18 protein-coding genes, 10 tRNA genes and 1 pseudogene are annotated in these 24,021 nt (G+C 34.2%); 3 read left to right on the forward strand and 26 right to left on the reverse strand.

All coding sequences use genetic code 11. The features are described from left to right. Positions 1-1,190 precede the first annotated feature (1,190 nt). The 4 genes and pseudogenes from ACZ76X_RS21200 to ACZ76X_RS21215 form a co-directional block, all read right to left on the reverse strand. Positions 1,191-1,879: pseudogene (locus ACZ76X_RS21200) on the reverse strand (IS6 family transposase). Between the two features lie 450 nt (positions 1,880-2,329). Next, positions 2,330-3,898 carry a recombinase family protein gene (locus tag ACZ76X_RS21205; protein ID WP_479851617.1) on the reverse strand — a complete coding sequence of 523 codons (1,569 nt, stop codon included), beginning with the start codon at positions 3,896-3,898 and terminating at the stop codon, positions 2,330-2,332. Further along, positions 3,895-5,349: a recombinase family protein gene (locus ACZ76X_RS21210; protein ID WP_479851618.1), complete on the reverse strand. Its 1,455-nt coding sequence runs from the start codon at positions 5,347-5,349 to the stop codon at positions 3,895-3,897. Before ACZ76X_RS21210 ends, ACZ76X_RS21205 begins: the two co-directional genes overlap by 4 nt. Before the next feature lie 55 nt (positions 5,350-5,404). After that, positions 5,405-5,536: a hypothetical protein gene (locus tag ACZ76X_RS21215; protein WP_255255930.1), complete on the reverse strand. Its 132-nt coding sequence runs from the start codon at positions 5,534-5,536 to the stop codon at positions 5,405-5,407. Between the two features lie 40 nt (positions 5,537-5,576). On the opposite strand from ACZ76X_RS21215, the gene ACZ76X_RS21220 reads away from it, so the two are divergent. Beyond that, positions 5,577-5,954, forward strand: coding sequence for a helix-turn-helix domain-containing protein (locus ACZ76X_RS21220; RefSeq protein ID WP_479851619.1), 378 nt, complete (start codon positions 5,577-5,579; stop codon positions 5,952-5,954). A gap of 94 nt (positions 5,955-6,048) precedes the next feature. Here the strand turns inward: ACZ76X_RS21220 and ACZ76X_RS21225 are convergent, their stop codons facing one another. Further along, entirely contained in the window at positions 6,049-6,216 is a 168-nt protein-coding gene (locus ACZ76X_RS21225) for a hypothetical protein (protein ID WP_436403162.1), read from the reverse strand. A 122-nt stretch (positions 6,217-6,338) separates the two neighbouring features. On the opposite strand from ACZ76X_RS21225, the gene ACZ76X_RS21230 reads away from it, so the two are divergent. Beyond that, positions 6,339-7,886 (forward strand): recombinase family protein, encoded by a 1,548-nt coding sequence (locus ACZ76X_RS21230; RefSeq protein ID WP_436403163.1) that lies wholly within the window; start codon positions 6,339-6,341, stop codon positions 7,884-7,886. 254 nt (positions 7,887-8,140) lie between these two features. On the opposite strand, the gene ACZ76X_RS21235 is transcribed toward ACZ76X_RS21230, so the two are convergent. The 12 genes from ACZ76X_RS21235 to ACZ76X_RS21290 all read right to left on the reverse strand — a co-directional run bounded on the left by ACZ76X_RS21235 (position 8,141) and on the right by ACZ76X_RS21290 (position 22,376). Continuing rightward, positions 8,141-9,088 carry a hypothetical protein gene (locus tag ACZ76X_RS21235; protein WP_479851620.1) on the reverse strand — a complete coding sequence of 316 codons (948 nt, stop codon included), beginning with the start codon at positions 9,086-9,088 and terminating at the stop codon, positions 8,141-8,143. Positions 9,089-9,896: 808 nt separating this feature from the next. After that, complete coding sequence (gene yhbH / locus ACZ76X_RS21240) at positions 9,897-11,054, reverse strand: sporulation protein YhbH (protein ID WP_436403165.1); 1,158 nt, start codon at positions 11,052-11,054, stop codon at positions 9,897-9,899. A 447-nt stretch (positions 11,055-11,501) separates the two neighbouring features. Beyond that, positions 11,502-13,397: a PrkA family serine protein kinase gene (locus ACZ76X_RS21245; protein ID WP_000353283.1), complete on the reverse strand. Its 1,896-nt coding sequence runs from the start codon at positions 13,395-13,397 to the stop codon at positions 11,502-11,504. 391 nt (positions 13,398-13,788) lie between these two features. Beyond that, complete coding sequence (locus tag ACZ76X_RS21250) at positions 13,789-15,858, reverse strand: sensor domain-containing protein (RefSeq protein ID WP_479851621.1); 2,070 nt, start codon at positions 15,856-15,858, stop codon at positions 13,789-13,791. A gap of 129 nt (positions 15,859-15,987) precedes the next feature. Further along, positions 15,988-16,476, reverse strand: a complete 489-nt coding sequence (gene trmL / locus ACZ76X_RS21255) for a tRNA (uridine(34)/cytosine(34)/5-carboxymethylaminomethyluridine(34)-2'-O)-methyltransferase TrmL (protein ID WP_000538147.1) — start codon at positions 16,474-16,476, stop codon at positions 15,988-15,990. A 58-nt stretch (positions 16,477-16,534) separates the two neighbouring features. After that, positions 16,535-17,422 (reverse strand): amidase domain-containing protein, encoded by an 888-nt coding sequence (locus ACZ76X_RS21260; protein ID WP_479851622.1) that lies wholly within the window; start codon positions 17,420-17,422, stop codon positions 16,535-16,537. 44 nt (positions 17,423-17,466) lie between these two features. Continuing rightward, on the reverse strand, positions 17,467-18,609 hold the full coding sequence (gene queG, locus ACZ76X_RS21265) for a tRNA epoxyqueuosine(34) reductase QueG (protein WP_479851623.1): 1,143 nt from the start codon (positions 18,607-18,609) through the stop codon (positions 17,467-17,469). A 198-nt stretch (positions 18,610-18,807) separates the two neighbouring features. Beyond that, positions 18,808-18,881: transfer RNA gene (locus tag ACZ76X_RS21270), tRNA-Gly, on the reverse strand. Between the two features lie 114 nt (positions 18,882-18,995). Continuing rightward, complete coding sequence (locus ACZ76X_RS21275) at positions 18,996-19,646, reverse strand: DsbA family protein (RefSeq protein WP_000841312.1); 651 nt, start codon at positions 19,644-19,646, stop codon at positions 18,996-18,998. Positions 19,647-19,834: 188 nt separating this feature from the next. Next, the gene (locus ACZ76X_RS21280; RefSeq protein ID WP_098668666.1) at positions 19,835-20,611 is read right to left on the reverse strand and encodes a transglycosylase domain-containing protein; all 777 of its coding nucleotides are present in this window, start codon (positions 20,609-20,611) and stop codon (positions 19,835-19,837) included. Between the two features lie 432 nt (positions 20,612-21,043). Beyond that, the gene (locus ACZ76X_RS21285; protein ID WP_098668665.1) at positions 21,044-21,505 is read right to left on the reverse strand and encodes an NUDIX hydrolase; all 462 of its coding nucleotides are present in this window, start codon (positions 21,503-21,505) and stop codon (positions 21,044-21,046) included. A 151-nt stretch (positions 21,506-21,656) separates the two neighbouring features. Then, complete coding sequence (locus ACZ76X_RS21290; RefSeq protein ID WP_098668664.1) at positions 21,657-22,376, reverse strand: YebC/PmpR family DNA-binding transcriptional regulator; 720 nt, start codon at positions 22,374-22,376, stop codon at positions 21,657-21,659. Positions 22,377-22,725: 349 nt separating this feature from the next. On the opposite strand from ACZ76X_RS21290, the gene ACZ76X_RS21295 reads away from it, so the two are divergent. Continuing rightward, on the forward strand, positions 22,726-23,046 hold the full coding sequence (locus tag ACZ76X_RS21295) for a DUF3884 family protein (RefSeq protein ID WP_479851624.1): 321 nt from the start codon (positions 22,726-22,728) through the stop codon (positions 23,044-23,046). Between the two features lie 135 nt (positions 23,047-23,181). Here the strand turns inward: ACZ76X_RS21295 and ACZ76X_RS21300 are convergent. The 9 genes from ACZ76X_RS21300 to ACZ76X_RS21340 form a co-directional block, all read right to left on the reverse strand. Next, positions 23,182-23,263, reverse strand: a tRNA-Leu gene (locus ACZ76X_RS21300). Between the two features lie 10 nt (positions 23,264-23,273). After that, positions 23,274-23,344: transfer RNA gene (locus ACZ76X_RS21305), tRNA-Cys, on the reverse strand. Between the two features lie 14 nt (positions 23,345-23,358). Then, positions 23,359-23,433, reverse strand: a tRNA-Gly gene (locus ACZ76X_RS21310). A 4-nt stretch (positions 23,434-23,437) separates the two neighbouring features. Continuing rightward, positions 23,438-23,512 (reverse strand) — tRNA-Gln (locus tag ACZ76X_RS21315). A 63-nt stretch (positions 23,513-23,575) separates the two neighbouring features. Beyond that, positions 23,576-23,651, reverse strand: a tRNA-His gene (locus ACZ76X_RS21320). 19 nt (positions 23,652-23,670) lie between these two features. Then, positions 23,671-23,744 (reverse strand) — tRNA-Trp (locus tag ACZ76X_RS21325). 7 nt (positions 23,745-23,751) lie between these two features. Beyond that, positions 23,752-23,835 (reverse strand) — tRNA-Tyr (locus ACZ76X_RS21330). Positions 23,836-23,845: 10 nt separating this feature from the next. Next, positions 23,846-23,921, reverse strand: a tRNA-Thr gene (locus ACZ76X_RS21335). Positions 23,922-23,939: 18 nt separating this feature from the next. Beyond that, a tRNA-Phe gene (locus ACZ76X_RS21340) sits at positions 23,940-24,015 on the reverse strand. Positions 24,016-24,021: the final 6 nt, after the last annotated feature.

Consider the following 24,021-nt stretch of genomic DNA (forward strand, 5'->3'; position numbering starts at 1 on the left):
ATTCTCTTCCTTTTGAATATGAAGGAGATACTACCGCTAACGCGCGATAGAGGAAAATGGGGGAAGCCCCCCCCCACAACCTGTAAAAAAATCATAACAAAACAAAACGATGCAGATCGAGACAACGTTTATTGATTGGTGGGGAAGGGAAACAGCAACCGAAGGGCGGTAGGATATTTTATAATATAGGGGATTTGGTTACACTATGTGGAGGAAGCGAAGTATAAATTTTGAGTTTATGGCTTGATAAACACTAAATGTAGAAGTTATAATGAGAGTACGTAAAGGATTTTCGTTATAAACGTTTACTATTGTTTCTTTTATAAGTACCATAGTTATTACCGTTTTCGGATATTGCTTATGTGATAATGTATATTGAATGTACATTATTTTACAAAGAAAAAAGCATCTCATGTGCTACCAACACTGAGACGCTTCAAATAAAGATATAAGACTATCAATTTTTCGAGTTAATGAAAGCTACTAGAATAGTCGTCGCCAACGTTACTATTCCTAGTACGACACTAAAAATTGCACATAATGCAATGATTGTAGTTGTGTCCATAAATTCACCCACTTTCTATGAAGCTTTTCGTACGCCAATAAGATAAGCTTTTTTTTCATGTCTCTATTGTAGCCATTCATGGTATTTATTCGGTAATAGAGACTTTTATGTTGCAGACTCTAGGATGTCTTTCCGAGATTGTATTACGTTAAAAAAGACAAACGATATATGTATAAATTCCTATTTTGAACATGGTGTGTTTTTCATATATTTTCCTTTTGCAGTACAAATACTATGAAAGCATATTCTATTTCAAATATTCACCATCTATATGAGTTAGGACAAAGTTCAAGTTATCAACTTGTATAAAAAATATGTTCCTTTAATCCATCATCAGAGATCCTTGAAACATTTTGACCCACTTTGATTATTGCAACCTCATGTATTTTCACAGCGCCTCCTTTGTGTAATTCAGTAGAATTACTTAATGGTTAATTTGATATTATCATGTAAATAACACAATATCAAGTAATTCTTTTAAATTACTTAGAATTATAATGTGTCACAAAAAAAGAACTATACTCACAGTTCCTTACAATATTAAAGCTATTAACAGATATTTGATTCTGGTGCAAAAATAAAGTAAAAGAGAATAAAGCACATATATTCCTAACGGAATCGTATCTTATGCTGCAAGTCCAAACAATTGATGGATGAATTCTTTCTGATTTTGGACAGACTGGTTCCGTAAATCAATCTGTTCTTTTTTAATCATATGCATGGCTTCTACTCCAGAAAGAATGGATATAGCTGTGTCAAAAGATTTGATCCCTAGCATATTCTTTATAAAGCGATGATCTTGTTCTACCATATTATTCAAGTACTTTTGTTGTCTAAGTTGCATACCATCAGGTATGCTTTTTTTCTTTTTTCAACTGCTATAGGATAAGCCGGATTCTTATCGACTGTTATAACACGTGGCTTTGAAACATGAAAAGACCGCAAAGCTTTCTTGAAAAAGCGCTTTGCAGCCTTTCGGTCTCTTGTTTTGCTTAGATAAAAATCGATTGTGTTTTCTTTCGAATCAACAGCACGGTACAGGTACATCCATTTCCTTTTAACTTTGATATATGTTTCATCGACTCTCCAAGATTCATTGGTTTACTTGAGGTGACGACGAATTCGTTTGTCCAATTCAGGACCATAATGATGAACCCAACGCATAATCGTGGTATGAGAAATAGATAAGCCCCGTTCCTTCATCATTTCCAACAAATCACGAAAACTGAGGTTATACCGTAGGTACCATCTTACCGTTAACAAAATAATATCAGGCTGATAATACTTCCATTTAAACGAATTTTCCTTTTCCATACTGATAACGCACCTTTTTTAGAGTCATACTATCAGTATGTCCAAGATTAGGAGATTACTTGCAAGGATCTTGGAGCTTTTGCACCAGAACCATTTTTCGTAAGTTGATGGGTATGTATGGTGACCCCCTCATGCCTCCTTACAGGGAGAATGATAAGGCATTTTTTATTTACCCAATTACCGAGCTCTCAAATGTTTTAAATAGTTACCTATCCCCTAATCACCGAGTATGTTTATTTCTCTAAATCACTGTCCATAATAATAAATAAAGACAAACCCTTTATCCTTAAGATACAAGCTCTTTCTCAAGAGTATCAAACTCGGTGATTAGGGTAGGGTGGTATACCACTCCCTCCTAATCACCGAGTAGCAAAAGAATCTTCATTTACAGTTCAACCCAAATACCGATACATCAATAACGAAAAAACAGCCACCAATGTGATAGCTGTTTTACAAAATCAAGCTGATTTGATTTTTTACATCACGCTTTGAAAAGTCGGTTCGTAACTGTAATGAAATATCATATTCGTTATGCTTTTTATTTTCTTTAATGGATACAGATTGAATGAGAGGTAATAAAAATCGTCTTTTATCCATATTGCTTATTTCTTGAAGTTTGACATCATCTTGAAATACTTCATTCAAAGTATGTAACCATGTTTCTTTACTTTTTTCAATTTTTTCTTTGAGGGTGATTTGCTGTTTAAAGTCGTTCATTTGTTGTATGATTCCATCTAGTTTTCGCTGTACATCCGAGCGATAAATCGCTAAGGACTTTAAAAAACGTTTATCATCGTTATTTTTCATACGCTGTTTGAGCTCTTCTGTAATATTGTGAAGTTTGATGGTGTAGCTTTCGAAAAAATGTTGATGCTTTTGAATATTGTTATTCAATTCTTGTATCTCATACTGAATTTTTTGTTCTATCGCATGATATACATTTTGAAATCCACTTATTTTCACATCAGTAAGTGTTTGATTCACTACTTTATCATGAAGGAGATCTGCATCTATTCTTAATTTGCAGTTAGTACAAAAATAAATTTTCCCTCCATACTGTTTATTTGTAGAACTTACTGTCTGTTGATTCTTTGTTTTCATTAGTTCCTGGCACTTTTCACAAGAAAGCAATCCTTGCAAAAGAAAACTTGTTTTGTAATGTTTAGGAACCATGTTGCCATTACGTTTTTCTGAATAAATACGCCAGCATGATTCCCATGTCGTTCGTGAAATAATTGGCTTCACATAGTAGTTTGGTGCTTCAATCCAAATATCTCTTGCATTTTGCTTTCCATCTGTTTGTCGGCGCCATGATAATAAACCACAATAAAAAGGATTAAGCACAATCGCCTTTACATTCTCCTTCCCCCAATCTTTTCCGCGACGTGAACCGTTAGGAAATGTATTAGCAATATGCTGAAATCCATGACCATTAAAATATAAGTTGAAAATTTCTTTTACATAGCAAAGCTCTTCAGGATGTTCTATAAACTGCCCACTATTCTTATCATATGTGTAACCAAATGGTGACTTACCACCAAGCCATTTCCCTTGCTTTGCTTTGTTTTCTAGACCTGATCGTGTTCTGGCGATAATGGTGTCAACTTCATATTTAGTAAAACCATCTTCCATAAGTTGCACAATCAAGTCAGTATCAGTATTGTACACACTTTCGGTTGAACTAATAATGATGGGAATATCTAGTGTCTTCATGACAATACGTATCGTTTGATGCTCAAGAGGATCTCTGGCCAAACGATCACTTTTATAAACAATGACAAAATCAAATTCTTTTCTTTTTGCCGCTTCGAACATATTTTCAAGTTCTTTCCTACTTGTAATTTTATTTTTACGAGCGGAAACAGCCTTATCAAGAAAAGAATGAGTATGAATGCAATCATATTTGCGAATCACTTCCATAACGGAATTCAATTGCATATCCATATCTTGTTTATCCGTAGAATGACGGCCATAAAAAGCAGCCTTCATATTTAGTTGTAATATATGAGAAAGCTTCATGATGTTAACACCTCTTGAGTACGTAAGAATGGGTGTTTAAAAATAATTTCGCAGTTCTTTCCGTCAGTTTTAACTTGTTGTATTAAATCTTGAAAAAAGGAACTTAACTGTCGATTCTCCTTTATCTCGTCATAGGACAACGACATAGAGGATTGATAATTACTTATCTTTTCACGTAATTGCTTTACATCACTTAATTCCTGTGTCACCTGTTCTTTTTGTTTTTTATATTTTGCCAGCTCATCATACAGCGCCATAATTTCGACTTCTTTCTGATCCTTATAAGGTACATCAGTTTCGTGATACCATGTATCTACTTTTGTAATTAACTTTTCATTCATAAGCTGGATTTTCTCTTCAATGGTTTGTATTTTCTGTTTTACTTGCTTATTAGCATTTTGTTCATATCGATCAAATAGTTCATGAAAATGGGAAGTAATTAAGCTATCAAAATATTCCTTGCAGCGTTCGAAGACTAATGGTTCAATTGTACTCTTCAGAACATAAACCGAAGAATGATTTAAACATTTATACTTTAAATTTTCTTTTTTTCTAGCCTTTACTTTTTGTAATGATTCATTACATTTCGAACAAATTAACAATCCTTGCATTGGAAATAACACTTGCTCAAATACATAATCCTGATGAGTCTTTTGGGGAGATAAAATGGTGACAATACTACATGCTTTTTCCCATGTATTCTTATCAATAATGGAAAGTCTTTCATATTTACTAGTAACATCTTCACCAAAAATATTCATAGTACGCAATCCAATATATGTTGGATTTAATGCAATTTTTCTTATATCAGTTGGAGTCCAAGACTTACCGTTTTCCTTAAAGCCTAATACACTACAAAGTTCTTTCAAGGATTCATATTTTCCCGATACAAGTTCTTGATAAATCCTTTTAACAACTTGTACTTGTTCATCAACCAATTCAATTTTTTTCGTTTCTTTATTCCATTTGAAACCATACGGAAGACGTCCTGGATTTTTACCACTTTGGAAATTTGACTTTAATGTTTGCTTTAAACGTTCAATAATTTGTTCGCCTTCACGTTGGGCCATACCCGCCATAATTAATTCAAGATATTCACCAATTGGTGTGTAGTACACTGGTGGCTCATTTGGTGCAGTTAAAATAACATTTATCTTCTTATTTCTTAGTATTTGATAAATTTCATAATACTCCATTACATTTCTTGCTAGTCGATCTCGCTTAAATAAGAATAAAGTTCCAACATCGTTATTGTTGATATCTTGTATTAATTTTTGTAGGGCTGGACGCTTTTTCAAACTAACTTTTCGGGCTGATACCGCTTCATCAATATATTCTTCATCGATAATCAATGCCATATCAATGGAGCGAGTAAGAACTGAATTTTGTTGCATTTCGATTGAGTTTTCCTGAGAATCAATTGAACTTCTATAATATGCAACGGTCTTCAATTCAGGACCTCCTCTCATGATGCTCTATTTACACTGTATGTATCAAAATTAGTGGCTAGTCCTTATTAATTGCTTTAACTAATTCTTTTTCAACAATCTTGATATACGCTTCAAACCATTTTTGAGCTGATTCTGGATCATGAACATAACTTACTGATGTAATTGTAATTTTCTTTTGCTTATTCATTTTATGTATTCCTTTCAATAAATCCGTGGAGGTTAGTCTTATGATAAATGAAATTGGTAAACACATTCGTACACTTCGCACTCAAAAAGGAATTGGATTAAACACTTTTGCAAAACAGCTTGGTGTATCACCAGCTTATTTAAGTAATCTTGAAACAGGAAAGACGGATACCATTCAACTTTCATTATTACAAAAGCTACAAGATGAGCTTCATCTCATTACAATAGATAATTCATCCTTAACCTTAGATGAAACAAAATATAGAATTGCTCGCGCAAGCACCCTATTACATAACTTGATACAACAGGATAAAGCACTTGGATATTACTTATTAGAAACTTTAGAGAAAGGTATTGATCTATCTCAAGCTTCACCTATCCTTCATAACAATGATCAAGAGTATTATTTACAGAACTAAAAAAGCTATTCACGATAAAAAACAATTATTTATGTTGATGAATAATTTAACGAAAAAAGAAGAGCATATCTCTTAATAAAAGAGAATGCTCTTTTTATTTTTCATCTTCTTGGCAACTGACTACCGCTTCAACTATAGATCTTAAAATTGGATTTTTCTTTTCCCATTCTTGTTGAAACCATTCTTTTTGTTCTTGTTTTTCCATTGATGCAAGCGATGAATGAATAATAACTTTTGTATTACCAAATTGAAATTCTTTCATCATATCCCCCCTTGCATTATATGTATGCAAGGGGGGGAAAAAGACGAACTATCATTTTCATAGGACAAGCTAGCCATACATATCTATAATAATAATACTAGACAAGCTGGTAGGTGAAACTAATGTATCGTCCACAAGAACTTGATGTATTTATCTATTTACGTAAAAGCCGAAAAGATCTGGAGGAAGAAAAAAAGGCTATAGAACATGGACAACATTATGATACACTCGAACGTCATCGAACTCAGTTATTAGAACTCGCTCATAAAGGGCATCATAATATAATTGATATTTTTGAAGAAGTTGTTTCTGGTGAATATATATCTGAAAGACCTATGATGCAAAAATTGCTTCGTGAAGTAGAAACTGGCATAGCTGATGCAGTATTAGTAATGGACTTAGATCGCCTTGGTCGCGGCGATATGGTAGATCAGGGAACAATTTATCGTGTATTTCGTTATTCAGAAACATTCATTATTACACCAACAGAAGTCATTGACCCAAATGATGAAAATCAGGAATTAACATTCAGTATCAAGTCTTTAATTGCTCGAGAAGAATTAAAAACAATCGTGAAACGTATGCAGCGTGGGAGAAGAGCTTCTGCAAGGGAAGGAAAATCAATTTCCCGTGTCCCCCCTTATGGCTACTTACGAGATAATAATTTAAAACTTTACCCTGATACTGAAAAAAGTTGGATAGTATCTAAAATTTTTGAAAGCATGGCTGGCGGGATGGGCAGGCAGGCAATCGCACAAGAATTAGATAGATTAAGTATTTTGCCTCCAGAAGGCGAATACTGGAACCCTTCAACTATCTCATCCATTATTAAAAATGAAGTATACCTCGGTCACATCATTTGGGGGAAAATACGCTATACAAAACAAAATGGTAAGTATATACGAAAAAAAGTACCAAAAGAACGATGGCAACGACACAATCACGCTCATCCTCCACTTGTATCCGAAGAATTATTTCAAAAAGCTAATACGGCTCATAGTAAACGTTGGAGACCTCCTACAATAAAAACAAAAAAACTGTCTAATCCATTGGCTGGAATCTTACTGTGTAAACTATGTGGACACTCCATGCTTTATCAGCCACGAAAAGATCGGCCTAATCCCCAAGTTCGTTGCATTCAACCATCCTGTAAAGGCGTTCAAAAAGGAGCATCCTTAACACTTGTTGAACAGCGCATACTTGATGGATTAAAACAAATTATTGAAAGCTTTGAGATACAAGAAAATATGATACAAAAAAAGAAGTCGAACAATAATATTGATTTACAACAGAAAGCTCTAGAAAAGAAAGAACAACAAATAAATGATCTGCAAAAACAAAAAAGCAATCTCCATGATTTTTTAGAAAAAGGTGTATATGATATTGACACGTTCTTAGAGCGGCAAAAATCTATTGCTGTACGATTGAAGACTACCCAAGAGGCAATTGAAGAGCTTAAACATGAAATTAAAAAGATATTAGAAAAAGAAAAACATATACATGAATTTGTTCCGAGGATCAAAAATGTTTTAGAGGCTTATTATGCAACGAATGATATAGAGAAGAAAAATCATCTTCTCAAATCGGCACTTGAGAAAGTGACTTATTTACGAAAAAAAGAGTGGAAAAGAAAAGATGAGTTTGTAGTGGAGTTATATACTAAAATATAATTCTCAAAATCAACAATATGCGATAACTCATATTCCAAATGCTCATAAAAGGGGGATCACCCCACATCCATTAACTTCAGGATCTTATAACGCCCCCAAAACAAAAAATTTGTACCTTTTGACTTGGAAATGCAAATTTTCTCGTTTTGGGGTATTTACTTTTTTAGTTCTGGTGCAAAAACGCTAGGAAAATTACAATACAACTATTGTTGTGTCATTCAAGTAAGTAGCTTATTGTTAAAACAATAAGCTACTTACTTGTCAGGTGTGTCTACTAATATAATTTTCCCGGTACTTTTATCTCTCCCTATCTGTTTTTTTTCTCTTACCATTGTAGTCCATAATTCCCCATGAAATCCTGGTTGTAGGAATTCACATACAATCTCTTCTGCAGTAACTAGGTCTATCTGTTTATGATTGCGTGAATGATCTATAGATTCAATTTTAGGTAAAGGGTTTGTAATTGTTATACGATTTTCCCTCATAAGCGCTTCAAGATACTTTCCCTTTGCAACAAGGTGAAAACCTCGTTTACCGAATTCTACATAGGGGTATTTTTTTATTTTATCCTGTCCAATATGAATACCTTTATAAGTAAGTTTATTTTGTTTGTGTAACTTTTTAAAAGCAAAAGCTTTTAGAATATAGTAATTATGTTTCATTACTGTAAAATACTTTTTAACATCTTCAGTAAGGTTAGAGGAGTCAAATTGTAATTGATCCCTATACGCTTTTGCTTGTTTATTAATTACCCACAAGGCCCATGATAATTTATCAATTTTACTTTCCTCAGGTGTTACAGTAAAATACTTTTCGTTTTCGAGCTTGTAATTTATTATGTATTCTTCGTTATTAAAATCAGAGCTACAATCGTTTTCCCAAATTTCGTCATTTTCGTCTAAAAGGTCAAATGATGCCCCACCGATAGTCTCCATATATTCTTCAACTAGTTCTGCTTCTAAAATATAATCCGTGGTATCAAGACAACCATCTTTGATGTTTCCATCCTTGTCAACAGTAATAGTGATACCTGGTCTATTAACGTGTTCGTATTTATATCTAACTTGTTCTTTATTATCCTTGTCAATCCAACACTTTCTATAATTATTTCGTAACCATTCTAGATAGGGTTTATTTTCTACCTCTTTTGCCCATTCACTATTCTCAATTGTTATTTTTAAGGGATCATTTTCATTGCTCATACATTCCTACCTCCTACTACATTATGATTTATGTAACTATTATAAATTTTTATGGTTATCTTAATAAGGCCTAGCTACTTTATTATAGAATATTGTAACTGAGAAAAACTGTTTTTTAAATGTTTAACTTTTAAAAAATTCTTTATTTTCGAATTGGTTTTATCCCATATCCTCCCTTGTTTAATCTCTCACCTAAGGAGCGTGCAACATGCTCGGAAAAGTATATGTTTGTGTCACCCCTTAGTCCTTTTTCTCTTAATTTTGCAAGTATTTGTTCCCGTTGACCCGCTGTCTCTCTTTAAACTCTTCTGTTTTTTTACAACTGTCAATGGATTAACATCAAATACCCCTAATTTTTTTGAACCATCAACACTTTAAACGCAAAAAAGCGTTCTTTAGGAAGACATGCTTGTTTAATCTCTTGGCTCCTAAAGAACACTTTTTATTTAAAGTTAACAAAAGGAAAAAAATGTTATATAGTTTTTTATACTGAATTTATCGTTCCCTTTCACATTTATTCATACATATAATATATTCGATTGATATATTTATTAACTAATTCATAACATCTTTCTTTTGTCGCGTTGTATTTTGCTTCTCTAGCCTTTATATGTCTCATAGTTCCATTGTTTGGATCCGTACCAATCGTTTTAACTTTACTTTCCTTATTCCTTTATCCTATGAATTATGAGATTTTGATTTTTCCCACTGATAATTTTTTTATTTCCCCTTCAAAAATCCATTTTGTATTCACTGATATATTTCTAATCCTAAGATGTTTTACATTTGATTATCTTTATGTTCAAGGTTATTTCTTAAAGAACTTTTTAAGGCAGTGAAAAATATCCTTCTTATTTTTCACTATATAATACCTAAACTTCTCATCCTCAATGTTTTTATAAACAGAAAAAAGGGTAGATGATGAGCGATTATACTGGTTCACTTCTCCATACCCAAACATATTACACTTCTTCATCAACTCTTCAACAAGCTTTACACATCTAGCATTATCTGATGTTAAATTATCACCGTCTGAAAAATGGAATGGATAAATATTATAGCGGTCTGGTGAGTATTTATTATCAATTAGCTCGAGTGCTTTTTTGTATACAGAAGAACAAATTGTTCCGCCACTTTCTCCTTTTGAGAAAAACTCTTCCTCTGGAACTACTTTTGCCTCCGTATGATGGGCAATAAATTCAATATCTACTGTTTCATACTTTGTGCGTAGAAATCTCGTCATCCAGAAAAAGAAGCTCCGTGCCATATATTTCTCCCATATTCCCATCGATCCACTCGTATCCATCATCGCTAATACAACAGCCTTTGAATCTGGCTTTAATACTTCATTCCAAGTGCGGAACTTTAAATCTTCTTGATGAATTGGATGGAAAGATGCTTTACCACGCATCGCATTTCGTTTATATGCGGATATCATCGTTCTTTTCTTATCGATGTTGCCCCATAATCCTGTTTTTCTAATATCATTAAATTCAACATGTTCAATTCGGTTTTCATCCATTTCTTTTCTCTTTAAATTAGGTAATTCTAATTCTTTGAAAAATGCTTGCTCTAATTCTAAAATAGAGACTTCAGCTTCATAATAATCTTCTCCAGCCGCATCCCCTGCTCCTTGCCCTTTTCCTGGTCCTTTTTGCTTTTGACCACCTGATCCATCTCTCGCAACGACATCACCAACTTTGCTGTCACCATTTCCTTGCCCAACATGTTTGTTTTTATCATAATTGTACCTAATCTTATATTCATCTAAAGAACGAATCGGTATTTTTACAACATCCTTACCATTAGACATAACAATGCTTTCTTCTGTTACAAGATCGGGTAAATTATTCTTAATTGCCTCTTGTACTTTCTCTTGATGGCGTTGTTGGTCGTCATATCCTTTGCGATGGAGGGACCAGTTTTCCTGTGAAATCGTATAATTTGGTTGGTTTTCTTCACCCATTTCTTTCCCTCCTTACTGTAATTGTCTTCCTATATGAACAGCAATCTAGAAATTTTGTTTTATACTGTGCCAGCTAGAATGAAAGGTAACTGCCCATCGAAAATCATCCCATAAACATATATAACGTTTTTCATATAATACTCCGAGCATCCTAAACAAAATTTTGCCACTCACATACTAGAAAAGAATCATTCAGCCTTTGATAAGAAAGAAACACAATGCATAGTTGCACACATTTACACTTTGCAACATATTGTATTGTGTTGGCTTTTTTCGTATGAATGGTTGGTTACTCTATCATATGCATATTGTAAAAATAATTGACAATAAATTCATAAAATTGCATCTTAATTTATTATATTTGGACAAGGTATGACACTTTACACATATGAATGGATAATAAAACGCTGTCCCGCAAAATACAAGAGACAGCGTTTTGTTATCAAACTATCGGTTTAGCAGGCTACCTACATAGCGTAATAATTCATTCGCAGATGAAGAATTATAGCCGTGCTCATCAATTAAGCGTGCAACAACATCATTAATTTTCTTAAGCTGATTTTCGTCTGGTGTTTTCGTTGATGTTGTAATTTTCACTATATCTTTTAAATCAGCAAATAGTTTTTTCTGAATCGCTTCGCGAAGGCGCTCATGTGAGTTATAATCAAAGCGTTTTCCTTTACGCGCATAAGCAGAAATGCGAATTAAAATTTCTTCACGGAATGCTTTCTTAGCATTTTCTGAAATTCCAATTTGCTCCTCAATTGAGCGCATTAGCTTTTCATCTGGACTCATTTCTTCACCTGTTAATGGGTCACGTAATTTTGATTTATTGCAATATGCTTCAACGTTATCTAAGTAATTATCCATAAGTGTCTTCGCTGATTCTTCATATGAATACACAAATGCTTTTTGTACTTCTTTCTTCGCAATTTCATCATATTCTTTTCTTGCTAATGAGATGAAATTCATATAACGCTCTCGATCTTCATTACTAATTGACGGATGCTGATCCAACCCGTCTTTTAGCGATCTAAGTACATCTAATGCGTTAATAGATGGTACCTCTTTTCGAATAATTGTAGAAGAAATTCGGTTAATCACATAACGAGGATCAATACCGCTCATGCCTTCATCTTGATATTCACGTTGCAGCTCCTCTACATCAATCGCATTATAACCTTCTACCGTTTCTCCATCATATAAACGCATCTTTTTAATTAAATCAATATCCGGACGCTTCGGATCTTTTAAACGAGTTAAAATTGTAAACATTGCTGCAACGCGAAGTGTGTGTGGTGCAATGTGAACATTGGATACATCACTTTCACGAATCATTTTTTCATAAATATGTTCTTCTTCACTCACTCGTAAATTGTATGGGACAGGCATTACAATAATTCTTGAGTGTAATGCTTCATTTTTCTTGTTTGCTATGAAAGAACGATACTCCGTTTCATTCGTATGCGCTACAATTAATTCATCTGCTGAAATAAGCGCAAATCTTCCCGCTTTGAAATTCCCTTCTTGCGTAAGCGATAATAAATGCCATAAGAACTTCTCGTCGCATTTTAACATCTCTTGGAATTCCATCATCCCACGGTTTGCCTTATTTAATTCTCCATCGAAACGATATGCTCGTGGATCTGATTCCGAACCATATTCTGCAATTGTTGAAAAGTCCAGACTACCTGTTAAATCGGCAATATCTTGTGATTTAGGATCAGATGGGCTAAATGTACCAATCCCTGTACGACGATCCTCCGAGAAGAAAATACGCTCTACAACGACATCCTCAATTCTTGAACCATATTCTTGTTCTAGACGCATCACGTTGAGTGGCGATAAATTCCCTTCAATTCTAACTCCATACTCATCAAAGAAATCATCCCGTAAATGGTGCGGAATTAAATGAAGCGGATCTTCGTGCATTGGGCATCCTTTAATTGCAAAAATTGCTCCTCGATCTGTTCGTGAATATGTTTCTAATCCCCGTTTTAACATCGTAACTAATGTTGATTTCCCTCCACTAACAGGACCCATTAATAATAAAATACGTTTTCTAACATCTAATCGTTTTGCAGATGGATGAAAATATTCCTCTACAAGACGTTCTAAAGCATCCTCTAATCCAAATAGCTGATTACTAAAGAAATTATACTTTCTTCTACCATCTACTTCTTCAATTCCAGCATCTTTTATCATATTGTAAATGCGAGAGTGTGCTGTTTGAGCCACCCATGGTCTTTCCTTCACAAGCTCTAAATACTCCGCAAACGTACCTTCCCATTGTAAGCGTTCTTCTGCTTCTCGATGCTGTTCAATTTTTTTTAGAATATCCATTATAGCTCCTCCCCCATCTCCTTGTTCAATCGGATTATTATAAAAGGTATGCTAGGATGTCCTCAAACATTCTTTAAATCAAAATGAAATATACAGTTGTGCTATAAAATTCTCTCCAAAATTCAAAGAAAATTCTGTATAATATAGGTATTAAAGTTTTTACACCTCTATTCATTTTAAATAAATTCTTTTCTTCCAAGAACATTACATACATTTCGATTCATATTTCAGATTCGTAAACTGAAATATAGGAGGGATATTAGTATGAAATTATTATTAATTTTAGGTGTATCACTCACATTTCTTACAGCTATTTTTACATCTGGTTACAATGATAAACCTGGTACACAAAAAAAGTGATGTGCTTTTAGCACATCACCTTTTTTATAAATTATTTATAATATATATTTTCCACATCACATTTTGATAGTGGTTTGCTATAATAATAACCTTGTACAAACTTCACATTCTTTTCCTTCAAAAATTGTATTTGTTCCGCTTTTTCTACTCCTTCTGCAATTACATTCAATTCCAAAGTATGAGCTAAATGAATAATCGCAGCCGTAATATTCGTATCGCGTTCATCTACATGTATACCTTCCATAAAAGAACGATCAATTTTCAAAGTATCAATTGGATACGTTTTTAAATAACTTAAAGATGAATATCCTGTTCCAAAATCATCTAAATGAATCTTTAAATTTTGTTCTTTTAATTGCAGCAATACTCTTTTCGATATGTCTTTATGTATAAGGGCTCCTTCTGTAACCTCTATTGCTAATAAATGAGCTGGTACATTGTACTTATGTAAAGCTCGTGTAATCATCTCTATTAATGTAATAGAGCGAAAGTGTCTGGCTGAAATATTAACTGCAATCGGGACAACTTCATATCCTTTATTTAACCATTCACGTATTTGCTTACACACTTCATTTACTACCCATTCATCAAGCTTAATGATAAAACCTGTTCTTTCTGCCAGCGGAATAAATTGATTAGGAGAGACAAATCCTAATTCTTTATTTTTCCACCTTATTAAAGCCTCCATGCTAGCTATTTTTGTCTTTTCAATATTAATTTGCGGCTGATAATGCAAGAAGAATTCATTTTTTTCTATAGCACGATGTAATTGGTTTTCTATTATAAATCTTTTTTCACGCTCACAATCTGATCCATTACAATAAAAATGATAATACCCTTTTCCTTTTTCTTTCGCTTTTTCCAGGGCAGCATCAACCCTTTGGAATAATATTTTTTCATCTTCTCCATCTGTTGGAGCCATTACAATTCCGATTGACGCACTTAAATATACGTCCTCTTCCTCGATTACAAAATGTTCACTGATTTTTTTTAATATGCTTTTTGCTACTACCTCTACATGTTCTTTCGTTATATTTTCTATTAACATAACAAATTGATCATCGTGTTCTCTAAATAAGTGCATACCGCCTATTTGGATACTGCTTAAACATTCTGTCACTTTTTGTAATACTTTATCTCCTTCTTTATGCCCAAAAGTATCATTAATAAGATGAAATTCATCTAAATCTATAAAGATAAACGCAAAATCTATCTTTTCATTTAAAAAATCATTTAACTTATTTGTACATGAAATTCTATTCATTAATCCTGTTAGCTGGTCATAATAAGCTAAATATTCCGTTCTCATCTCATTTAATACTTGCCTTGTAACATCCCTCGTAACAATATATATCCCAATAATTTCACCGTTCACAATAATTGGAATAGTTCTCAAAGAAATATAGAGCTCGTACCCTTCTTTATGAACATATTTCTTTGAAACAATTTGCTTCGCTTTTCCTTGCATGGATCCTTTAAATATAATTTGAAAATCTTTTTCATATTCTTTATTAATAAATTCAAAAATAAATTTATTGTTCAATTCTTCATATCGATATCCAAATATTTCATACGTTGCTGGATTCGCGTATGTAATTCTACCTATAGAATCTATAGATATAATGGAGTCATTATTATATTCTAGTAATGACTTAAATAACATTTGTTTTTCCTCTATTTCAATCTTCTCCTCAATTTGAGCTGTAATATCCCTCGTAATACAAATAATAAACTGACATACTCCTTCTTCATCAAATACAGGATTAAGTGAAGATTCATAATGTACATTACCAGTTGGTAAACTAACTACATCACAAAAGGTATGTGCTTTCGCTTCGCTCGCCACTTTTGCATATTGCACTTGCAATATTTCCGCCGTATCTTTCGGCAATGCTTCAGCGAACGTTTTTCCATAACACTCTTCGCTTAGCTTCGCATAATCCATACCTATCTTATTTACATAAATATATGTAAAGATTTCATCATCCATAACTTTCACAATAAATACTAAATCTTGAATAGCATGTAATAATCCTCTTCTTATTAAATCCATATCTATCATACTTAAAAAGGTATTTTGATTACTATATCGTTCCTTCATATTTATCTCAACCCGTCTAATCTATTTTTATTCATATATCCCCATTCTATATGAATATGTACCCTTTTTTAAATGTATGATCACATATTATTTTTATTTTTAGAAAAAAAGTCGCCATAATGGCGACTTTTAATAAACAATTTCTAAATCTAATCCTGGATAATTTTGTTGACGGAACGCTTCATAAATTAAAATAGCTGCTGTATTAGATAAATTTAATGAACGCACTTTATCAGTCATTGGAATACGTAAACAATGATCGAAATTTTCTTCGATTACATTAGCTGGTAAGCCGTTTGTTTCTCTTCCAAATACAAAGTAGTAATCCTTCTCACGTTTACTATAATCAAACGCTGTATGAGCTTTCTCACCATACTTTGTTAAATAGAAGAACTCACCGTCTTTATTTTTCTCATAAAACTCTTCAATTGAATCATAATACGTAATTTTCACGTGCTGCCAATAATCTAATCCTGCACGCTTTAACATTTTATCATCCGTTGAAAATCCAAGCGGTCTAATCAAATGTAATTCTGTTCCAGTTGCTGCACAAGTACGAGCAATATTCCCTGTATTTGCTGGAATTTCTGGTTGATATAAAACAACATGTACTCCCACGCGATATTCACCTCTGTTTTTTGTCTACTAAGTATTATACCACTTGAACGAAAAATCTCTACCCATTAATAATATGAAAGAATTTATATTTCATTTGTGGTGTATATTTACTAGAATCTTCATAGTTCCAATAACGCCGACGACTATTCGCTGAATGTGCATTTACAAGCGGCATACCATCTGCGTCTTTTGCTACTACAATCGTTGTATGATTCCACCTACCATCATCCTCGAAATCATAAGCGATGACATCACCAAGAATAAGGTCCTCTGGCTTTTCTACAGCTTCAGCTCGAAGCCCTGTTGTAGCACCTGACAAATACCAATAAAAAGAGTGCGCGACAGCCCAGCTCCAACTCCACTGATTCTCCCTTTGCCACCATCCTTTGCGAATATTAGGATATCCATTCATTGGTACTTCTCCAGTATGAAGACATTGCGAAATAAAATTCGTACAATTATCAGGGAAATTTCGATATACAGGGTTTCGATCATCCCACCAACGCTCTGCATATTTAACTGCTTCTAAACGATTGTACTGATAAGAACCGTACTTCTCTTTTGTAACTTCCCTTTCTAATGTCTCACTCATTCCAACTGCTTCTGGCACCTCAATAGCATAATCACCTATTACCTGGCTATTATTTAAACAAACTCTTCGTTTTAGTTGTTCCTCTTCGATATAAAATAATTCTTTATGCTTAATTAAATATTTAAAATGTATTTGATAATCAATTTCTTGATGATTGCTATTATTTAATTGTCTCATGAAAGAAACATCCGCAGTTGCTTTCACTATCTCTGCATTACGCTTTTGAAATAATTGTTTCTTTCTCTGTGCTATTTGTAATAAATCTTCAGCAATACCGTCTACATTTGTTCGTTTCTCTGTTATATATGCTAAAAATTGTTGTACTTGCTTTTCAATATTTATTTTTACAACCATTTCGTCTCCCTCCCATATTACAATATGACAAAGGGAGATATTATCTACTCTTTTTTCTGCGCTAACAATTCAAGTCCTCGATTCATTTCATGGAGAACCTCTTCATCTTTCTCACGTTGCATCGTTTTTTCAATAGCTTCACCCACGCCATCTCCACCAATTTTCCCAAGTGCCCATGCTGCAGTTCCGCGAAGTACTGGTCTTGGATCATCTTTCATCACACCAATTAAATCAGGAATTGCTGATGCCTCTTTAAAATGTGCAAGTGCCAAAATTGCATTTCGTTGCAACGGCTTTTTTCCTCTCCATGAACCAGACATAATTCCATATTTCTCTTTAAAATCACGATTGCTAATTGTTAAAAGTGGTGTTAATAACGGCTTAACTAACTCAGGATCTGGTTCCATCTCAGGATGATTATGAAAATCCTTCCCTTTATTTTTCGGACAAACAGTCTGACATGTATCACATCCATAAATACGATTTCCTATTTTGTCGCGGTATTCTTCAGGCAAAAATCCTTTCGTCTGTGTTAAAAATGCAATACATTTCTTCGAATCTAACTGTCCTCCTTGTATTAAAGCACCTGTAGGACAAACATCAATACATTTTGTACAGCTCCCACATTGATCTTCTATCGGCTGATCTGGTGGAAAGGGAACATTCGTAATCATTTCTCCTAAATATACATATGAACCAAATTCAGGTGTAATAATGGCACAGTTCTTACCGCTCCATCCAATACCGGCACGCTCCGAAACAGCTCGATCACTTAATTCACCCGTATCAACCATTGACTTAACTTCTATATCGGGAAGTTTTTCAATTAAATATGCTTCTAATTTTTGCAAACGATCCCGTAAAACAAGGTGGTAATCTTGTCCCCAAGAGGCACGACAAAAAATACCACGGCGTTCTCCTCGCTTACTTAATGGTGCATTTTTTAATTTTGAAGGATACGCTAATGCAATCGCAATAATTGATTTTGCACCAGGTAGTAGAAGCTGCGGGTTCGTTCTTTTTTCTATATCAGGCTCTTCAAATCCAGATTGATAATTTAATTGTTGCTGCTGGATTAACCGCTGCTTTAATTCTTCAAATGGTGAAGCACTAGCAAAGCCTATTTTATCTATACCGATCGTTTTACTATACGCAATTACATCTTGCTTTAATTGTTCAAAATCCATTCCTAATCGCCTCCTCAGATGAATCCATCTTTTATGTAACGATCTATTGGTTAGCAATTCACTTTCGGAATACTATTCTTTACTTCTATTTTCGCATACAATTATGTTTTCCAAACATTAAAAAACGCAATGCCTCGTTTATCTCGGAAACGAAACACTGCGTTGATCACAATTTATAGAAAAACATTTAATAAAATTTGGAGCGGGTGAAGAGAATCGAACTCTCGACCAGAGCTTGGAAGGCTCTTGTTTTACCACTAAACTACACCCGCAAATATGAAATAAATATAAGATATTAGAATAACTTATGTAAAGTAGTATAGCATGTACAAAAAGCGGAAGCAAGAATTTTATCGAAAAAAGTCGAAAAAGTGATGAGATACTCATCACTTTTTCAATTCTTTATCAATCGCCTTCTTCATACTATCGAAATCAGGATTTGCAAGATTCCCGTTTACATATACTGAAGGAGCACCTTGAACTTTTAATTTTTGAGCACGATCTGAATCTTTACGTACTTTTTCTTTTATTTCTTTACTGTGTAAATCTTTCTTAAATTGCGCTACATCAACTTTCGGAAGCTTCTCTTTCACAATATTAAGAAGCAATTCTTCTGTAATCCACTCTTCCGTATCTTTCTTTTGACTTTGATAAATCTCATCATAGAAAGTCCAGAATGAATCTTTATCTTGTTTATAAATTGCTTCACCAGCCGCTGCACCTAAATCAGAGTCTTTTCCGATAAATGGGAAGTTAATAAAGTATAACTGCACTTTGCCTTTATCGATATACTCTTCTTTTAATCGTGGTAATACTGTTACATCCCAAGTACGACAAGCAGGGCATTTGAAGTCTCCAAATTCAACTACCTTAACTGGGGCATCATCTTTCCCTAAAGATTGTTGTGTAGAATAAGCAAACATCTCATTCCCTTTATCTTTTTTGTCATTTATGATGCTATACGCAATTGTTCCGATTACAATCAATACTGCGATAGAAAAAACTATACCAAGAGCCATGAGTTTATTTGATTTCATATACATTCCTCTTTAAATTCATATTCTGTATACAGCATTGTACACAATACACATAATATCAACACTTATATACGTCACGCAATGAACACGCTCACATAAATTACAAAAACACAATAATTGTGACGATATTGTGTCACAATTTGTCACAATTTATTCAAAAAAAGGAAGCTCCTATGTAGGAACTTCCTTTAGCTTACTGCTTTTTCACGAGCACTATTTAACATCGACTGCTCTGTTTTTATATCATGACGAATTACTAACTTCTCACTAACTGCTTGCACATACTCATCATGATTGATATAGCCTTCTTTCTCCATCAGTCTCAAAACAACATTTCGTCTCTCTACAGCCTTATCATAATTTTGTGCCGGTGAATAATAAGCAGGTGCCTTTACTACAGCAGCCATCATCGCACTTTCAGCTAGCGTTAATTGACTTACCTTTTTACCAAAGTAAAGGTTTGCCGCTTTTTCAATTCCCCATGCTCCTTCTCCGTAATAAATATTGCTTACATACAATTTTAAAATTTCATCCTTCGTAAATGTACGTTCAATCTTTTTCGTATAGAAAATCTCTTTCCACTTACGAGAAAATGTACGTTCATTTGTTAAAAAAGCATTTTTGGATAACTGTTGTGTAATTGTACTTCCACCTTGCACAACACCACCAGCTTTTATATTCTCGACAGACGCTCTGACAATCGCTATATAATCTAAACCGTTATGATGATAAAACCTTTTATCTTCTGTCGCAATAAATGCATGTGTCAATGATTCTGGCACCTCTAACTTAGCCGGTACATGTAATTTACTAATATCACTTTGCTCAATCATCACATTTCCAACGAATAATAACGTACAACTTAACAATAATAATAATATAATGGCTTTATAAAAGAATTTAGTTATTGGATTTAATGCAACTTTTTGATGATAGTTCACCCTAGATAATACTCGTTCTTTCATCTTGAACACCTCTTTTCCACACAGCGTATAACCCTTACTTTAAGAATACCTTGTTGTAAAAAAACATCCCATCGATTTCTCTTACACGTACCTTACATCATTGTAAGGTATAAAAAAGTATTGTATCACAGTCTTTTTTTATCTACTATTCATCTGAAATATTGAATATAGATTATGTCAAAACAAGAATAACCAATAACAAAGTAAGGTTTAAGGCTTCTCTATTAAAGCAACCTATTTTCATTATATCATCTACAAATATATATATTTGTAAATATCTAGTAATCTAAATGTATACAATATATCATATATTATACAGAACAGACGTTCTTGAAATCAATACTAGCCCTATTATTATTTTGACCTTTTTCTTAAACAGTATACAAGAAAGAGTAGTGATTTGATTGTATCTCAAACCAGCTACTCTTTTCTTTACAACCTACCTATTAAATGATATGGCTGCACTTCCCACGTTTCGTAAGGAATACAATGTGTTGCTCTCATCGCATCAAGCGTTCTGGATTTCATATGAGGACGCGTTATGTACTCATCTATGTTCTCTTCGTTTAAAGCAACAAATTTAGCCTCTTGTATTTCTTCAGGCTGAATTTGTATTTCACCGCTCACGTATGCCACTTTAAAAACAACAGCTAGAATGTGCATGGAAGCATTATAATAAACTCCTGTAATACCGATAGGCTTCACCGTTAATCCTGTTTCCTCTTTTATTTCCCTACAAACAGCTTGATCGAGCGCTTCTCCTTCTTCTACCTGTCCTCCTGGCAACTCCCACGTATCCGATCGCCAATGTACTTTAGCTAATAACACTTCGTCTTTTTCATTTATTAAATAACCTGCTACAGCAACGATATGCTTTGGTGTTTTATGTTCCATATTAAGCCTCCTAACAATAATGAATATTTCACATATCCGTATAAGCATATTCCCTGTCTACAACAAAATACCTTTACTCATTCATCACCTTAATTAAATTCATAAAAAGAAGCCCCTATCCGTTAAACGAAAGGGGCTTCTATCTATCGTATTATTCTCCTAAGTCTACGTTGTGGTAAACTTGTTGCACATCTTCTAGATCTTCTAATGCATCAACCATTTTTTCAAATTGCGCTTGTGCATCTTCAGGAAGTGTTACATCACTTTGTGCAAGCATTGTTAATTCAGCAACTGTGAATTCTTCAACACCAGCATCTTTAAGTGCAGATTGTACTGCATGGAATTGGTCAGGTTCAGCATACACGATAACAGCATCTTCTTCTTCAAGAATGTCACGTGCATCCACGTCTGCTTCCATTAAAATTTCAAGAACTTCATCTGATGTTTTCCCTTCAAGGCCGATAACAGCTGTCGCATCAAACATGTAAGCTACAGAACCGTTTACACCCATGTTACCACCGTTTTTGCTAAATGCAGCTCGTACATCTGCTGCAGTACGGTTTACGTTATTCGTAAGTGTATCTACAATTACCATAGATCCATTTGGTCCGAATCCTTCATAACGAAGCTCATCATAATTTTCTTCTGAACCGCCTTTTGCTTTTTCAACTGCACGATCGATAATTGTTCTTGGCACATTGTATGTTTTCGCACGTTCTAATACAACTCTAAGCGCTTGGTTTGATTCTGGATCTGGCTCGCCTTGTTTTGCCGCCACATAAATTTCACGTCCAAATTTCGCGTATATACGGCTAGTATTTGCATCTTTTGATGCTTTTTTATCCTTAATATTATTCCATTTACGACCCATACTTTCCACTCTCTTTCCCGTTTTAAATCTACATAAAAATATTAATATGAAATATAATGTGTATTCAACACATTTTTAAAAGAAATATAAAAAGTTCATTTTTAATTCATATTACAGACATAATATAAATCACTATCATTTTGTTCTTTCGACAAGTTATATTATACATGAATTCCTACGTTTATTACGAATTTTAGAAGCACATAGTATAATTTAACAAAAAAACTCTAACTTTTCTGTTAGAGTTTTTATATCGCCGATACCTATTTCCATAATATTACGATAATTACTTTCTATTGTTGTATAATTAAAATAGGAAAAAATTTGAAGGGGAAATGGGGGGAGAATTATGACACATTCAAACGAAACACACACACATACTCTTAAAGGAATAGGAGAAAAGTTAAACCCAACTATCTATCAAGTGAGATTCATGAAATTAGATGAACCACTTCGATTTGAGGCGTTTCCTGAATTAAAGGATTTAGGAGACTGGTTGAGTACTTCAACGCACATGTGGGCGTGCCACTCAACTATGTACAAGTACAACAAAGCAGAGTTTGAAAAGAGGTTTTTAGAAATTACAAACTTAACCGTTGATAATGTACTAATATCGACTGGTGGTGTCGGATTTAACTTCATGTCACCGGGGTGGAGAAATTCTCTCTAGAGTGCTCATTATATAGGTTTGTTCTTATCCTTTTAATGTTGCTTAGTTTACTCACCGCACACTTTTTGTCACGCGAAGAAAACAAAAAAATCTCTATACAATTAGTATAGAGATTTTTTATTACGCCGTTCGTGATACCGATGGTCGGGGTCGAACCGACACTCCCGAAGGAACACGATTTTGAGTCGTGCGCGTCTGCCAATTCCGCCACATCGGCACAAAAGAAAAGGCGGCAACCGGATTTGAACCGGTGATAAAGGTTTTGCAGACCTCTGCCTTACCACTTGGCTATGCCGCCATATGAAATTTTATTGGAGCGGAAGACGGGATTCGAACCCGCGACCCCAACCTTGGCAAGGTTGTATTCTACCACTGAACTACTTCCGCAAAATGGCTGGGCTAGCTGGATTCGAACCAGCGCATGACGGAGTCAAAGTCCGTTGCCTTACCGCTTGGCTATAGCCCATCGAATTCTTACTTAATTATATGTAAGTATCCATTAGATTATTTGTAATTTTTAAAATAAAAATGGGGCGACTGATGGGAATCGAACCCACGAATGCCGGAGCCACAATCCGGTGCGTTAACCACTTCGCCACAACCGCCATGTTGTGTAAATATATTTGGCAGGGGCAGTAGGAATCGAACCCACACTGGAGGTTTTGGAGACCTCAGTTCTACCTTTAAACTATGCCCCTATGTAAATGGTGGAGGGGGGCAGATTCGAACTGCCGAACCCGAAGGAGCGGATTTACAGTCCGCCGCGTTTAGCCACTTCGCTACCCCTCCGAAACTTACATGGTGCCGGCTAGAGGACTTGAACCCCCAACCTACTGATTACAAGTCAGTTGCTCTACCAATTGAGCTAAGCCGGCGTATATGATTAAGATAAATGGTGGCTCGGGACGGAATCGAACCGCCGACACGAGGATTTTCAGTCCTCTGCTCTACCGACTGAGCTACCGAGCCTTATTA

This window comes from Bacillus sp. BC05(2025) (assembly GCF_056725905.1).

Coding starts and splice junctions, on each gene's coding strand:
- ACZ76X_RS21290 (WP_098668664.1), bottom strand. CDS start 22,376: ATGGGTCGTAAATGGAATAATATTAAGGATAAAAAAGCATCAAAAGAT.
- ACZ76X_RS21285 (WP_098668665.1), bottom strand. CDS start 21,505: ATGGAACATAAAACACCAAAGCATATCGTTGCTGTAGCAGGTTATTTA.
- ACZ76X_RS21245 (WP_000353283.1), bottom strand. CDS start 13,397: ATGGATATTCTAAAAAAAATTGAACAGCATCGAGAAGCAGAAGAACGC.
- queG (WP_479851623.1), bottom strand. CDS start 18,609: ATGGATTTTGAACAATTAAAGCAAGATGTAATTGCGTATAGTAAAACG.
- ACZ76X_RS21205 (WP_479851617.1), bottom strand. CDS start 3,898: ATGAAGCTTTCTCATATATTACAACTAAATATGAAGGCTGCTTTTTAT.
- yhbH (WP_436403165.1), bottom strand. CDS start 11,054: ATGGGTGAAGAAAACCAACCAAATTATACGATTTCACAGGAAAACTGG.
- ACZ76X_RS21230 (WP_436403163.1), top strand. CDS start 6,339: ATGTATCGTCCACAAGAACTTGATGTATTTATCTATTTACGTAAAAGC.
- ACZ76X_RS21220 (WP_479851619.1), top strand. CDS start 5,577: ATGATAAATGAAATTGGTAAACACATTCGTACACTTCGCACTCAAAAA.
- ACZ76X_RS21225 (WP_436403162.1), bottom strand. CDS start 6,216: ATGAAAGAATTTCAATTTGGTAATACAAAAGTTATTATTCATTCATCG.
- ACZ76X_RS21215 (WP_255255930.1), bottom strand. CDS start 5,536: ATGAATAAGCAAAAGAAAATTACAATTACATCAGTAAGTTATGTTCAT.
- ACZ76X_RS21235 (WP_479851620.1), bottom strand. CDS start 9,088: ATGAGCAATGAAAATGATCCCTTAAAAATAACAATTGAGAATAGTGAA.
- ACZ76X_RS21295 (WP_479851624.1), top strand. CDS start 22,726: ATGACACATTCAAACGAAACACACACACATACTCTTAAAGGAATAGGA.
- ACZ76X_RS21250 (WP_479851621.1), bottom strand. CDS start 15,858: ATGAAGGAACGATATAGTAATCAAAATACCTTTTTAAGTATGATAGAT.
- ACZ76X_RS21275 (WP_000841312.1), bottom strand. CDS start 19,646: ATGAAATCAAATAAACTCATGGCTCTTGGTATAGTTTTTTCTATCGCA.
- ACZ76X_RS21260 (WP_479851622.1), bottom strand. CDS start 17,422: ATGGTTGTAAAAATAAATATTGAAAAGCAAGTACAACAATTTTTAGCA.
- ACZ76X_RS21280 (WP_098668666.1), bottom strand. CDS start 20,611: ATGAAAGAACGAGTATTATCTAGGGTGAACTATCATCAAAAAGTTGCA.